Here is a 13,370-nt window from a genome sequence, read left to right as displayed (position 1 = left end):
ATGGCGACATCCTCGTCTTCCGACTTCTTTCCCCTGCGAGCCGCTGGCAACCCGGGCCAGGGCACGGCGTTCGCACTTGCCTTTCGCAACGACGAGCGCGAATGGACCGAATCGCTCGACCTGTCGGCGTTGCTGCGCGACGCACTACTGGCGCGCGGCCAGGCCGCCGCGCTCGCACGCGATGGCTGGGTCACGCTGTCCGACGGACTCTGGCTGCTGCCGCAGATCCTGAGCTACTCGCGCGCCGAGGACGGCAGCGTGCGCACCTCCAGCACCATCGAGGTGGCCCATGCCGGACTCTTGCCGCAGGGCGTCTTCGAGTACCAGCATTCGGGCGGCGAAACCACCGAGCAGGCCCTGACCCGCGGGTTCGACCTGTGGGCGCAGGTCGATCTGGTTGTGTTCCAGGATGCGTTGGGCGGTGAACTCGCCCACTGCACGTCGATGGACATGAGCTGGAAGGAGGGGCGGCAGCGGCGCGTGCTGTTCGGCCCCGTGGCGCACCGGGCGGCGTTGCCGGCGGCCGAGGTTGAGGAAGAGCACCCGTTCTGCCCCTGCTGCCTGTTCACCAATACCTGGGACGCCTTCAAGCCGCAGATCGAATCGGACAGTCTCCACGCCGTGCGCCTCTATGCCGCGCGCGACGCCGAGGGTGAAGTGCAGGCCGACTGCCGCGTCAACGGCGAGGACTGGCCCGCCGGCGCCGAGGCCCTGCGCGCCTATGTGACACAGTGGCCCGACCGCGGCTTCGAGTTTCGCAAGCAGTATGTTGTGATCCAATCGCCGCCCCAGGCGCGTGTCGCCGAATAGAACAACAACCATCCCCCGCGGAGTGCCGTCTTGAGTTTCAACTTGCCTTCCCTCATCGCCATCGTGGCGTCGTACCTGATCGGCTCGCTGTCCTTCGCGGTCATCGTGAGCAAGGCACTCGGCATGGCCGATCCGCGCAGCTACGGCAGCAAGAATCCCGGCGCCACCAATGTGCTGCGCTCGGGTAATAAAGGTGCGGCGCTGGCCACGCTGCTGCTCGACGCTATCAAGGGCTGGGTGCCGGTGTTCCTGATTCACCGGTTCGGCGCGCAGTGGGGGCTGGGAGAGGGCGTTGCCGCCCTGGCCGGCCTGGCAGCGTTTCTTGGTCACCTGTATCCGGTGTTCTTCGGCTTCCAGGGCGGCAAGGGCGTGGCTACGGCGGCAGGCGTGCTGGTGGGCGTCGCGCCCTGGCTGGGGCTGGCCACCGGCGCCACCTGGCTGATCATCGCCGTCTTCTTCCGCTACTCGTCGCTGTCTTCGCTGGTGGCGGCCTTCTTCGCACCGGCCTACTATCTGATCGGCGGCGGCATCGCGTGGCCGCTCGATCGCACAGTGCTGATCGCGCTCATCGTCATGAGCCTGCTGCTGATCTGGCGGCACCGCGAAAACATCCGCCGGCTCGCGGCCGGCACGGAGTCGAAGCTCGGCTCCAAGAAGAAACAGGACTGAAGAAAGAACACCATGGCCTCCATCACCCGCTTCCACGTCGGCCCCCGTCTCTCGGAGACGGCCGTGCACAACGGCACCATCTACCTCGCGGGCCAGGTGCCTGACGACACCTCGCAGGACATCCGCGGCCAGACCACGCAGGTGCTGGGCATGGTCGATCGCCTGCTGGCCGAGGCCGGCAGCGACAAGTCGCGCATCCTCATGACGCAGATCTTCCTGGCGGACATCACCGACATCACGGCGATGAACGAGGTGTGGGACGCCTGGATTCCGGCCGGCAACACGCCGCCGCGCGCCACCGTGCAGGCCAAGATGGCCAATGCGGCCTACAAGATCGAGATCGTGGTGACGGCCGCGCAGGCCTGACGCTCAATCAATAGCGTTTTTCGAGGACCATCTGGTCCGCGTCGCGCCGCATCGAGAAGCGATTGATGAAGCTGTTGCCCAGCAGCACGAAGGGCATGGCCTGCGGCGAGACGATGGCGTCGATGTCGTAGACCTCGACGTCGCCCACGCGCACCGACTGCAGCCGCAGCTTGTAGCCCGAAGTCGTGCCGTTGGCGGTGTTCATCATGACGCGCTGGCCCTTGCTGTAGTCGAGCCCGATGCGCTGGGCGTCGTCGGCCGAAAGCGCGATGGACGTCGCACCCGTGTCGAGCATGAACGTGACCGGCCGGCCGTTTATGGCGCCTTGCGTCATGAAATGCCCGCGGCTGTCGGCCGACAGCACGACACGGTTTCCGCCCCCGCCTGAGCTGCCACCGCCGCCGATGCTGACCGGCGTGTCCATGCGCAGGCTGACGCGCTTGCCGTCGAGTTCGACCACGGCCTGTTCGGCCTGCAGCGAGAGCAGTTTCACGCCCTGGTAGCTCTCGCCGACCGCCACGGTCTTGGGCGGGTTGCCGTTCACGATCAGGATCGCGCGGCTACCGATGCTGCCGGTCAGGGTGACCGAGCCGGCGGCATGCGCCACGGCAGCGGCAGCCAGCAGCTGCGCTGCGACGACAAGGGCTTTCATGAAGGGAGCCGCTCAGTCGCGGAAGTTGTTGAACGTGAGCGGCATGTCCGGCACGTCCTTCTTGATGAGTGCCATGGCGGCTTGCAGATCGTCGCGCTTGGCGCCGGTGATGCGCACCGCGTCGCCCTGGATGGCTGCCTGCACCTTGAGCTTGCTGTCCTTGACGATGCGGGTGATCTTCTTGGCCTGCTCGCTTTCGATGCCGCTCTTGACCTTGATGACCTGCTTGACCTTGTCGCCGCCCATCTTCTGGACATCGCCCTTGTCGAGGAAGCGTACATCGACGCTGCGCTTGGTGAGCTTGCTGCGCAGGATGTCTTCCACCTGCACGAGCTGGAACTCGGCGTCGCCGATCATGGTGATCTCCTTGTCCTTGAGCTCGACGGCAGCGGCCGTGCCCTTGAAATCGAAGCGCGTTCCGATTTCCTTGGCGGTGTTCTCGACCGCGTTCTTCACCTCGGGCAGGTTGGGCTCGCAGACGGTATCGAAGGACGGCATGGACTCTCTCCTGAATTCACTGGTGCTGGATGCGACAATTCTCCCATGATCGTGGAGTCCAACGTCCCGCTGCAGCCCTACAACAGCTTCGGCATCGTCGCGCGTGCGCAGCATCTGGCGCGCATTGCGGGCGAGTCCGACCTGGTCGCGCTGCGCGCCGATCCGGCATGGCGCGACGCGCCCCGGTTCGTGCTGGGCGGCGGCAGCAACATCGTGCTCACGGGCGACGTCAAGCCGCTGGTGCTGAAGATCGAGATCAAGGGCCTGCGGCTGGTGGAAGAAACGCCGCGCGCCTGGATCGTCGAGGCCGGTGCCGGCGAGATCTGGCACGACGCCGTCGAGTGGATGGTGCGCAACGGCTACCCGGGGCTGGAAAACCTGGCTCTCATTCCGGGCACGGTGGGCGGCTCTCCGGTGCAGAACATCGGCGCCTACGGGGTCGAGTTGCAAGACCGCTTCGATTCGCTCGACGCCTTCGACCTGGAAACCGGCCGCAGCTTCACGCTCGACGCCGCCCAATGCGCCTTCGGCTATCGCGATTCAGTGTTCAAGCATGTGCGCAGCGGCCCGAACGACTTCGGCCTGGCGGGCAGGGCGGTGATCACCCGGGTGCGATTTCGCTTGCCCAAGCCGTGGAAGGCCGTGGTCGGCTACCTCGACCTCGAACGAAAGATGGAAGAAACCGGCAACTTCACGCCGAGCGCTCAAGACGTCTTCGACTGGATCTGCGCGATTCGCCGCGCCAAGCTGCCCGACTGGCGCGTGCTGGGCAACGCCGGTAGCTTCTTCAAGAACCCGACCGTCACGCCCGAGCAGTGCGCGGACATCATCGCGCGCGACCCCAAGATCGTTCACTACCCGATGGATGACGGCAGCATCAAGCTGGCAGCCGGCTGGCTCATTGATGCTTGCGGCTGGAAGGGCAAGTCGGTGGGCAACGCTGGCGTGTACGAGCGGCAGGCGCTGGTGCTGGTCAACCGCGGCGGCCGCGAGAACCCGGTGACGGGCGGCGAGGTGATGACCCTGGCCAAGGCCATCCAGACCAGCGTGTACGAGCGCTTCGGCATCCGGCTGGAGCCGGAGCCGGTGGTGGTCTGACGACAGCATGGATCTCGACTTCCTGCACCTGAATTTCCGCCGCCGCATCGGCGCGCTGCTATGGGCCCGGCGGGCGGTGCCGCTTATTGCGCTGCTTGCGTTGTTCCTGGGCTCGCGCCGCTGGGGCTCGGTGGTGGCCGTGATTGTGGTGGCGCTGCTGTTCTCGGCGGTGCTCAAGTTCCTCGAAACCAGTTTGCGGCGCCAGTTCATCCGCGAAGCGCGGCTGCCGCCATTCCTTGTCGGCAAGCTGTGCGAGGCGCATCCGCAGCTCAGCCGGCGCGACGCCGAACTGGTGCTGCGCGGCCTGCGCCAGTTCTTCATGGCGCACCTGCGCAGCGAGCGCAAGTTCGTGGCGATGCCTTCGAAGGTGGTCGACACGGCCTGGCACGAGTTCATCCTGCACACGCAGGGCTACCAGAACTGGTGCAAGGCGGCCTTCGGCGGCATGCTGCACCACAGCCCGGCCGAGGTACTGGGCAAGGATGCCCGGCGCAACGACGGCCTGCGCCGCACCTGGTACTGGGCCTGCAAGGAGGAGAGCATCGATCCGCGCAAGCCGGCGCGCTTGCCGTTGCTGTTTGCGCTGGACGTCAAGTTCGCGATCGACGGCGGCTTTCACTACGTGCCCGACTGCCGGGCGGTCGAGCGGTACATCGGCTCGGACGCCCAGTGCGGCACCAGCTTCGGGGAATCGTCTTCGTCGGATGGTGGCAGCGCGGGTGATGCCGGCGGGTTCGGCGGCAGCGAGTCGTCGAGCAGTGGCGGCGATGGTGGCTCCGGCGATGGGGGCGGCTCGTCCGACGGCGGTGGTGGGTGTGGCGGCGGCTGCGGCGGAGGCGGTGGGGACTGACCCTCGCAGCGCACCAATGAAAAACGGGCCCCGAGGGGCCCGTTGTCGTTTCTGCCTCGCTGGAGAGGCAACGATCAGCTTGCGTCGCCGTCGTTGGCCAGCTTCGGCAGCGAAGCGCCTTCGCCCGACGACAGCAGGCCGACCCGGGTGTAGATCGCGAGCTTCTCGCGCGTGTCGACGATGTCGAGGTTGCGCATCGTGAGCTGGCCGATGCGGTCCAGCGGCGTGAACGCGCCCTCGACCTTTTCCATGCTCAGGCGCTCGGGCTTGTACGTCAGGTTGGCCGATTCGGTGTTCAGGATCGAGTAGTCGTTGCCGCGGCGCAGTTCGACCGTCACTTCGCCGGTGATGGCGCGCGCCACCCAGCGCTGCGCCGTTTCGCGCAGCATGATGGCCTGCGGGTCGAACCAGCGGCCCTGGTACAGCAGGCGGCCGAGGCGGCGGCCGTTGTCGCGGTACTGCTCGATGGTGTCTTCGTTGTGGATGCCGGTCACGAGGCGCTCGTAGGCGATGAACAGCAGCGCGAGGCCGGGTGCCTCGTAGATGCCGCGGCTCTTGGCCTCGATGATGCGGTTTTCGATCTGGTCGCTCATGCCCAGCCCGTGGCGGCCGCCGATGCGGTTGGCTTCGAGGATCAGGTCGACCAGGTTGGCGTAGCGAACGCCGTTCAGCGCAACGGGCACGCCTTCTTCGAAGCGCACCGAGACGGTTTCGCGCTTGACTTCGACTTCGTCCTTCCAGAAGGCCACGCCCATGATGGGCTGCACGATCTGGATGCCGCTGTTCAGGTGCTCGAGGTCTTTGGCCTCGTGCGTGGCGCCGAGCATGTTCGAGTCGGTCGAGTAGGCCTTTTCGGCCGACATCTTGTAGGCGAAGCCGGCCTTCTGCATGAACGCCGACATTTCGGCGCGGCCGCCCAGCTCGTCGATGAAGACCTGGTCGAGCCAGGGCTTGTAGATCTTGAGGTTGGGGTTGGTCAGCAGGCCGTAGCGGTAGAAGCGCTCGATGTCGTTGCCCTTGTAGGTGCTGCCGTCGCCCCAGATGTGGACGTCGTCTTCCTTCATGGCCGACACCAGCATGGTGCCGGTGACGGCGCGGCCCAGCGGCGTGGTGTTGAAGTAGGTGACACCGGCGGTGGTCACGTGGAAGGCGCCGGCCTGCAGGGCGGCGATGCCTTCGTTGGCCAGTTGCACGCGGCAGTCGATCAGGCGGGCATTTTCGGCGCCGTAGAGCATTGCCTTGCGCGGGATCTCGTCGTAGTCGGGCTCGTCGGGCTGGCCGAGGTTGGCGGTGTAGGCGTAGGGGATCGCGCCCTTGTTGCGCATCCAGTGGAGCGCCGCGCTGGTGTCCAGGCCGCCCGAGAAGGCAATGCCGACTTTCTGGCCGGCGGGAACGTTTTGGAGGATGGTCGACATGTCAGGTTTCCCGGGTTCGCGGTTCAGCCGAAGTGGCAGATGTAGCTGTAGGGCTCGCCGCTCACGCGGATCTGGAAAGTGGAGTTGCCCGGCACGCTGAACTTCTGCCCGGGGCCCGAGGCCACCCATTCGCTGGTGCCCGACAGCAGGTATTCGCAGCTGCCGGCGGTGCCTTCCATGATCTCGGGGGCGCCGGTGTTGAAGGTGAGGGTGGACGGCAGGATCACGCCGACCGATTTCTTCGTGCCGTCCGCGAGCGTGAGGCTGTGGCTCACGCATTTGCCGTCGAAGTACACATTGGCCTTGGTGGCCACTGCGGCGCTGTTCAGAGTGTCGGTAGTCGTCGTCATTGGGTGGCGCCGGCGCCTGGGCGGTCGGCAAATCGAGGACGCACCGCACCAGCGGCGCACCCGTCAAGGGTTGGAAAAGTCCTCGATTTTAGGGGCTCGGGCGGCTTGGGCCGCCGGCCGGTGGCTCAGCGGTGCCAGCCGCGGTATCCGCCACCCCAGCCGCCACGGTAGCCGCCGCCCCAGCCGCGCGAATAGCCGAGGTTCAGCGAGATACCGACCGGCGGGTAGACGTAAGGATAGGCATAGGGGTACGCATAGGCCGGCTGCACGTAGACCGGGTCGGCATATACCGGCGCCGGCTGGTAGACCGGGGCGGGGGCGTTGGAGACCACTACGCCCGGTTCGGGCACTACGTTGTCCCAGGGAGAGCCTCCGGACTGCGGGGCGTAGCCGCCGTTGTTGGCCTCGACCGGATAGGTCTGCACCTGCGACTGCGGCGCCACCGGCGAGGTCGTCACGCCGTAGCCGCTGGCCTGGATCGGAATGGTCGCGCCGGGCTGGCTGTTCATGCGGGTGGTGTACTGGCGTCCGTTGTATTCGTAGGTGACGTTGTAGTTCACGTCGCTGCCGGTCGTTTCGCGGATCGGGGTGGCGGAAATCACCCGGGCCTGGACCACCTGGTTCTGCTGGGCGTGCACGACGCCGGTGCCCGCGGCCAGCGTGCCGGCCACGGAAATGCCGGCGAGGGTGCGAAAAACGAGTTTGTTCATGGTGTGTCTCTCCTGCAGATCGCGGTTTGACGCCGGGCTGTAGGTCGGGTTCCGGGGTTTACACGGCGTTGACAGCCCAGGATTCGGCGTCGAACCCTGTCGTAACGGGCTTTTTCGGGCCCCAGTTGACCACCGGCCGCTTGATCAGGCTGGGGTTGGCCAGCAGCACCGCGCGGGCCGAACCGGCGTCGACCACGCCTTCTCGGGTGGCGTCGTCCAGCTTGCGCCAGGTGGTGCCCTTGCGGTTGACCAGGGCCTCCCAGCCGGGCTTCTTCAGCCACTGGTCGAGCTCGGTTTCGGGCACGCCCTGTTTCTTGAAGTCGTGGAAGGTGTAGGCCACGCCATGTTCATCGAGCCAGGCGCGGGCGCGCTTGACGGTGTCGCAGTTCGGGATGCCGTATAGGGTTGTCATGGCCGCGATGATGCCCCGAGCGGCGGGTCGGCGACAATGCCGGCCTCCATGGAAACCCTTAACGACTGGCTCGCGCGCGCCGAGCAACTCCATCCCAAGAACATCGAACTCGGGCTCGAGCGCGCCAAAGAAATGGCGCAGCGCCTCGGCCTGCGCTTCGGCTGCCCCGTCATCACGGTGGCGGGCACCAACGGCAAGGGCTCGACCTGCGCGATGCTCGAATCGATCCTCACGCACGCGGGCTATCGCACGGCGGTGTTTACCTCGCCGCACCTGGTGCGCTTCGAAGAGCGGCTGCGGCTCAAGGGCGAAGCCGTCGATGCTTCCAAACTGATAGCAAGCTTCGAAGTGGTGGAAAAGGCGCGCGGCGACATGCCCTTGACCTACTTCGAGTTCACCACGCTCGGCATCCTGCATTGCATGATCGAGGAAAAGCCCGACGTAGCGATCCTCGAAGTCGGCCTGGGTGGGCGGCTCGACGCGGTCAACATCATCGACACCGATTGCGCGGTCATCACCAGCATCGACCTCGACCACATGGAATACCTCGGACCCGACCGCGAAAGCATCGGCTTCGAGAAGGCCGGCATCCTGCGCCCGGGCAAGCCCGCCATCGTGAGCGACCCGATGCCGCCGCAGAGCGTGATTGACCATGCCAACGCCATCGGCGCCGACCTCTGGCGCTTCGGAACCGACTTCAACGTGTCGGGCGACAAGCAGCAGTGGGGCTGGTCGGGCCGTGGGCGGCGCTACAGCGGGCTGGCCTATCCGGCGTTGCGCGGGGCCAACCAGCTCATCAATGCGGCCGGCGTGCTTGCGGCGCTCGAAGCGCTGCGCCCGCAACTGCCGATCACGGCGCAGGCCGTGCGCAACGGGCTCGCGATGGTCGAGTTGCCGGGCCGCTTCCAGATCGTGCCGGGCGAGCCGGCGCTGGTGCTCGATGTGGCACACAACGCCCATGCCGTGGCCGCGCTGGCCGAGAACCTCGATGCGATGGGCTTCTACCCCACCACGCATGGCGTGTTCGGTGTGATGGCCGACAAGGATCTCGCACCGATCCTCGCGCGCATCGGGCCGCTGATCGACCGCTGGTACTTCACCGACCTGCCCACCCCGCGCGCGGCCAAGGCGGCCGACCTGCTGGCCAGCTGGCAGGCGCAGAACACGCGCACCGATGCCTCAGGCAGCGTGTACGCGGGCCCGATGGAAGCGTTGCGCGCAGCCATCGAGCAGGCGGGGCCCGCTGATAGAATCGTGGTCTTCGGATCGTTCTTCACCGTGGGTGGCGTGGTCGAAAACGGCACCCCCCGGCTGCAAGCCAAACACCTGCTGCCAGGCGGCTGATCGTCGGGCTGTCCATACCATCTGGCACCACCTCGCTGCACTCCTTCAGGGATCGAACTTCATGGCGTTTTTCAAGTTCCGCACGCGCGGCCCACAAGGCAACGAAGGACGCAGCGCCCCGGCCGCTGTCCCCGCGGAAAGTGTCGAAACCATGCGTCGGCGTGCGCGCCACCGGCTGCTCGGTGCAGCGGTGCTGGTGCTGCTCGGCGTGATCGGTTTCCCGCTGCTGTTCGATACGCAGCCGCGGCCCGTGTCGGTCGACATTCCCATCGAGATTCCCGACCGCAACAAGGTCAAGCCGCTGCCCGTGCCCGCCACGCCGGCACCCGCCACGAGCACCGCGCCGGTTGCACCCGACAACAGCAGCTCGCGCGTGGCCTCGGCATCGCCCTCGTCCGGCGGCATGATCACCGAGACCGCCGACGGCACGGTGATCGATTCCGGCAAGCCCGTGCCCAGCACGCCGCCCGTCGCGGCCGCCGAGCCCAAGCCTGAACCGAAGCCCAAGCCCGAGCCCAAACCGGAGCCGAAGCCCGAACACAAGCCGGAACCCAAACCAGAGCCCAAGCCGAAGCCCGAAGCCAAGCCTGACCCCAAGCCCGAAGCGAAGCCCAAGTCGGCCGCCTCGGACGACGGCGCCCGAGCCCGTGCGCTGCTCGAAGGCAAGCCCGTCACCACTGCTGCCAAGCCCGCCGCTTCCGATGAAGGTGGCCGCTTCGTGGTGCAGGTGGGCGCTTTCGCCGATGCTGACAAGGCGCGCGAAGTGCGCCAGAAGCTCGAAAAAGCCGGCCTCAAGACCTATGTGCACGTGGCGAAGACTGCCGACGGCGAACGCACGCGTGTGCGTGTCGGCCCCTTCAGTTCACGTGCCGAGGCCGACCGCGCGGCGGAGAAGGTCAAGGGCTTGTCTTTGTCGGCCGCGATCCTCACGTTGTAAGAGCCGTCGCCAGCTGTTGCCGTGGCCTTGCTCGACTGGATCGCCGTCGCGCTCATCGGGGTGTCGATGCTGTTCGGCCTGATGCGCGGGCTGGTGTTCGAAGTGATTTCGCTGATCGGCTGGGTGGCAGCCTTCATTGCAGCCCAGTGGCTGGCTTCCGGTGTGGCGGCATGGCTGCCGTTCGGTGATCCGCAGGGGGCGTGGCGCTATCCGCTGGCCTTCGTGCTGGTGTTCGTGGCGGTGGTGTTCGGCGTGGGCCTGGTGGCCGCGCTCACGCGCAAGTTGATCACGGTCGTGGGTCTGCGGCCGGTGGACCGGATTTTGGGAGCAGCGTTCGGAGCGGCGCGGGGTGCGGTGGCCCTGCTCGTGCTGGCCGTCGTTGTTCATTTGCTGGTGTTGAGCGACAGTGCCTGGTGGCACGAGTCGCGCAGCGCCATTGTTCTCGATGCGGCATTGCAGGGCCTCAAACCCTCGCTGCCTGAAAAGTTGGCAAGCTACCTGCCCTGAGAGGAATCGTTCATGTGTGGAATCGTCGGCGTTGTCAGCAGCGCACCCGTCAATCAGCTGCTCTATGACGCGCTGCTGCTCCTGCAGCATCGCGGCCAGGATGCCGCTGGCATCGTGACCTTGCTCGAACGCAAGTTCTTCATGCACAAGGCCAAGGGCATGGTCCGCGACGTGTTCCGCACGCGCAACATGCGTGCGCTGCCGGGCAACGTGGGCCTGGGTCAGGTGCGCTACCCGACCGCCGGCAATGCGTACAGCGAGGAAGAGGCCCAGCCCTTCTACGTGAACGCGCCGTTCGGCATCGTGCTCGTGCACAACGGCAACCTGACCAACGCGCATGCGCTGCGCTCGGAGCTGTTCTCCACCGACCACCGCCACACCAACACCGAGAGCGACTCCGAAGTGCTGCTCAACGTGCTGGCGCACGAACTCGAGCGCTCTTCGCGCGGCGTGCCGCTGCACCCGGCCGAAGTGTTCGCCGCGGTCAAGAACATGCACAAGCGCCTGCGCGGCTCGTACGCCGTGGTGTCGCTGATTGCCGGCCACGGCCTGCTCGCTTTCCGCGACCCGTACGGCATTCGCCCGCTGTGCATGGGCCGCAGCGCCGACGGCACAGTGATGGTGGCGAGCGAATCGGTCGCGCTGGAAGGCTCGGGCCATGTGTTCGAACGCAACATCAACCCGGGCGAGGCCGTGTTCATCGACCTCGAAGGCAACGTGCATTCGATGCAGTGCGCCGAAGCGCCGACGCTGAACCCCTGCATCTTCGAATTCGTGTACCTCGCGCGTCCGGACTCGGTGCTCGACGGCATCTCGGTCTACCAGGCGCGTCTGAACCTCGGCGAAACGCTGGCCAAGCGCGTGGTGTCGACCGTGCCGCCGAACCAGATCGACGTGATCATCCCGATTCCCGAATCGAGCCGGCCGAGCGCCACACAGCTCGCGCACCTGCTGGGCGTGCCGTACCGCGAAGGCTTCGTGAAGAACCGCTACGTCGGCCGCACTTTCATCATGCCGGGGCAGGGCGTGCGCAAGAAGTCGGTGCGCCAGAAGCTCAACGTGATCGCCAGCGAGTTCAAGGGCCGCAACGTGCTGCTGGTCGACGACTCGATCGTGCGCGGCACCACCAGCCGCGAAATCGTGCAGATGGCGCGCGACGCCGGCGCCCGCAAGGTCTACCTGGCCAGCGCCGCGCCGCCGGTGCGCTACCCCAACGTCTACGGTATCGACATGCCGACCAAGGACGAACTGGTGGCGCACGACCGCACCATTGAAGAAATCCGCGAACTGATCGGCTGCGACGCGCTGATCTACCAGGACGTCGACGCCATGAAGCGCGCCATTGGCTCGCTCAACCCCAAGCTCGACGGCTTCGACGCCTCGTGCTTCGACGGTGTGTACGTGACCGGCGACATCGACACCGACGCCATCTCGCGCATGAACGGCAACCGTCCCCGCGTCGAAGAGACCGAAGAAGACTCTTCGCGTCTCGCGCTCCCCAACCACAGCGAATAAGAGCCCAAGAAGTGACCGACGAACGAACCCTGCCGCCCGGACTGCATCGCGACACGCTCGCGCTGCGCACCGGGCTGGCGCCGAGCCAGCACGGCGAGCACTCCGAGGCGCTGTTCCTGACGAGCGGCTTCGTGCAGCCCGACGCCGAAACCTCGGCGCGCCGCTTTGCGGGCACCGAAGCGGGCTTCACTTATTCGCGCACGTCCAACCCGACGGTGGCGAGCTTCGAGCAGCGCCTTGCAGCGCTCGAAGGCACCGAGGCCGCCATCGGCGCATCGACGGGCATGGGCGCGATTCTCATGATGTGCATGGGCCTGCTGAAGGCCGGCGACCATGTGATCTGCTCGCGCTCGGTGTTCGGCTCCACGCTGAACCTGTTCGGCAAGGAGTTCGCCAAGTTCGGCGTCGAAACCACTTTCGTCTCGCAGACCGACGTGGCGGAATGGCGCGCGGCGCTGAAGCCCAACACCAAGCTGTTGTTCGCCGAAACCCCGACGAATCCGCTGACCGAGGTGTGCGACATCCGGGCGCTCGCCGATCTGGCACACGGCGCGGGCGCGCTCCTGGCCGTAGACAACTGCTTCTGCACGCCGGCGCTGCAGCGCCCCACCGAACTGGGCGCCGATCTCATCATCCATTCGGGCACCAAGTACCTCGACGGCCAGGGCCGAGTGATGGCTGGCGCGATCTGCGGGCCATCGAAGCTCATCGTCGACGTATTCGGCCCCGTGGTGCGCACCGCCGGCATGGCGCTGTCGCCGTTCAATGCGTGGGTCGTGCTCAAGGGCATGGAAACGCTGGGCATCCGCATGCAGGCGCAATGTGCGAACGCACTGGCCGTTGCGAAATGGCTCGAAGCGCAGCCGGGCATCGCACGCGTCTATTACCCGGGGCTCGCTTCGCATCCGCAGCATGAACTGGCGATGCGCCAGCAGGCGGGGCAGGGCGGGGCGGTCGTGTCCTTCGACGTGGTCGGCAATGACCCCGAGACGGCGCGCGCCAATGCCTTCCACGTGATCAACAGCACGCGCGTGGTCAGCATCGCGACCAACCTCGGCGACACCAAGACCATCATCACGCACCCCGGTACGACCTCGCACGGGCGCCTCACCGAAGTGCAGCGCCAGGCCGCAGGCATCAGCCAGGGGCTGATCCGCCTCGCGGTCGGCCTCGAGTACATCGACGACATCACGGCCGACCTGCAGCGCGGCCTGAGCACCCTGACAACCTGATTGAT

General features: G+C 66.5%; 16 protein-coding genes. 10 read left to right on the top strand and 6 right to left on the bottom strand.

Translation table 11 applies throughout. The features are described from left to right. Genes BLV60_RS06585 through BLV60_RS06575 form a run of 3 tightly spaced genes read left to right on the top strand, consistent with a single transcriptional unit; the run spans position 1 to position 1,845 of the window. A complete protein-coding gene (locus tag BLV60_RS06585) occupies positions 1 to 810 on the top strand; it encodes a DUF6348 family protein (protein WP_093051728.1) in 810 nt (269 codons plus the stop codon). Positions 811 to 840: 30 nt separating this feature from the next. After that, the gene (gene plsY / locus BLV60_RS06580) at positions 841 to 1,479 is read left to right on the top strand and encodes a glycerol-3-phosphate 1-O-acyltransferase PlsY (protein ID WP_093051725.1); all 639 of its coding nucleotides are present in this window, start codon (positions 841 to 843) and stop codon (positions 1,477 to 1,479) included. Between the two features lie 12 nt (positions 1,480 to 1,491). Beyond that, positions 1,492 to 1,845 (top strand): RidA family protein, encoded by a 354-nt coding sequence (locus tag BLV60_RS06575; protein ID WP_093051722.1) that lies wholly within the window; start codon positions 1,492 to 1,494, stop codon positions 1,843 to 1,845. 7 nt (positions 1,846 to 1,852) lie between these two features. Here the strand turns inward: BLV60_RS06575 and BLV60_RS06570 are convergent, their stop codons facing one another. Then, positions 1,853 to 2,497, bottom strand: a complete 645-nt coding sequence (locus BLV60_RS06570) for a retropepsin-like aspartic protease family protein (RefSeq protein ID WP_093051719.1) — start codon at positions 2,495 to 2,497, stop codon at positions 1,853 to 1,855. A 12-nt stretch (positions 2,498 to 2,509) separates the two neighbouring features. Further along, positions 2,510 to 2,995: a YajQ family cyclic di-GMP-binding protein gene (locus BLV60_RS06565; protein WP_093051716.1), complete on the bottom strand. Its 486-nt coding sequence runs from the start codon at positions 2,993 to 2,995 to the stop codon at positions 2,510 to 2,512. Between the two features lie 45 nt (positions 2,996 to 3,040). On the opposite strand from BLV60_RS06565, the gene murB reads away from it, so the two are divergent. Beyond that, positions 3,041 to 4,093 carry a UDP-N-acetylmuramate dehydrogenase gene (gene murB / locus BLV60_RS06560; RefSeq protein ID WP_093051708.1) on the top strand — a complete coding sequence of 351 codons (1,053 nt, stop codon included), beginning with the start codon at positions 3,041 to 3,043 and terminating at the stop codon, positions 4,091 to 4,093. Between the two features lie 7 nt (positions 4,094 to 4,100). Further along, the gene (locus tag BLV60_RS34305; RefSeq protein ID WP_093051705.1) at positions 4,101 to 4,943 is read left to right on the top strand and encodes a glycine-rich domain-containing protein; all 843 of its coding nucleotides are present in this window, start codon (positions 4,101 to 4,103) and stop codon (positions 4,941 to 4,943) included. 74 nt (positions 4,944 to 5,017) lie between these two features. On the opposite strand, the gene argG is transcribed toward BLV60_RS34305, so the two are convergent. From argG to BLV60_RS06535, 4 genes are all read right to left on the bottom strand, one after another. Then, positions 5,018 to 6,358 carry an argininosuccinate synthase gene (gene argG / locus BLV60_RS06550; protein ID WP_093051703.1) on the bottom strand — a complete coding sequence of 447 codons (1,341 nt, stop codon included), beginning with the start codon at positions 6,356 to 6,358 and terminating at the stop codon, positions 5,018 to 5,020. Between the two features lie 23 nt (positions 6,359 to 6,381). Beyond that, positions 6,382 to 6,708, bottom strand: coding sequence for a pyrimidine/purine nucleoside phosphorylase (locus tag BLV60_RS06545; RefSeq protein WP_093051699.1), 327 nt, complete (start codon positions 6,706 to 6,708; stop codon positions 6,382 to 6,384). A 125-nt stretch (positions 6,709 to 6,833) separates the two neighbouring features. Further along, the gene (locus BLV60_RS06540; protein ID WP_093051696.1) at positions 6,834 to 7,418 is read right to left on the bottom strand and encodes a glycine zipper 2TM domain-containing protein; all 585 of its coding nucleotides are present in this window, start codon (positions 7,416 to 7,418) and stop codon (positions 6,834 to 6,836) included. A gap of 58 nt (positions 7,419 to 7,476) precedes the next feature. Then, the gene (locus BLV60_RS06535; protein WP_093051693.1) at positions 7,477 to 7,830 is read right to left on the bottom strand and encodes an ArsC family reductase; all 354 of its coding nucleotides are present in this window, start codon (positions 7,828 to 7,830) and stop codon (positions 7,477 to 7,479) included. 36 nt (positions 7,831 to 7,866) lie between these two features. Here BLV60_RS06535 and folC point away from each other — a divergent pair, with 36 nt between their 5' ends. The 5 genes from folC to BLV60_RS06510 all read left to right on the top strand — a co-directional run bounded on the left by folC (position 7,867) and on the right by BLV60_RS06510 (position 13,365). Continuing rightward, the gene (gene folC / locus BLV60_RS06530; protein WP_093051690.1) at positions 7,867 to 9,174 is read left to right on the top strand and encodes a bifunctional tetrahydrofolate synthase/dihydrofolate synthase; all 1,308 of its coding nucleotides are present in this window, start codon (positions 7,867 to 7,869) and stop codon (positions 9,172 to 9,174) included. A 61-nt stretch (positions 9,175 to 9,235) separates the two neighbouring features. Then, on the top strand, positions 9,236 to 10,111 hold the full coding sequence (locus BLV60_RS06525) for an SPOR domain-containing protein (RefSeq protein WP_093051687.1): 876 nt from the start codon (positions 9,236 to 9,238) through the stop codon (positions 10,109 to 10,111). A 21-nt stretch (positions 10,112 to 10,132) separates the two neighbouring features. Next, positions 10,133 to 10,618 (top strand): CvpA family protein, encoded by a 486-nt coding sequence (locus BLV60_RS06520; protein ID WP_093051684.1) that lies wholly within the window; start codon positions 10,133 to 10,135, stop codon positions 10,616 to 10,618. A 12-nt stretch (positions 10,619 to 10,630) separates the two neighbouring features. Continuing rightward, a complete protein-coding gene (gene purF / locus BLV60_RS06515; protein WP_093051681.1) occupies positions 10,631 to 12,133 on the top strand; it encodes an amidophosphoribosyltransferase in 1,503 nt (500 codons plus the stop codon). A gap of 11 nt (positions 12,134 to 12,144) precedes the next feature. Continuing rightward, positions 12,145 to 13,365 carry an O-succinylhomoserine sulfhydrylase gene (locus BLV60_RS06510; protein WP_093051678.1) on the top strand — a complete coding sequence of 407 codons (1,221 nt, stop codon included), beginning with the start codon at positions 12,145 to 12,147 and terminating at the stop codon, positions 13,363 to 13,365. Positions 13,366 to 13,370 lie beyond the last annotated feature (5 nt).

This window comes from Variovorax sp. YR634, assembly GCF_900106655.1.
In the GTDB taxonomy this organism is placed as follows: Bacteria; Pseudomonadota; Gammaproteobacteria; order Burkholderiales; family Burkholderiaceae_C; genus Variovorax.
This window is presented reverse-complemented; position numbering and strand designations above follow the sequence as displayed.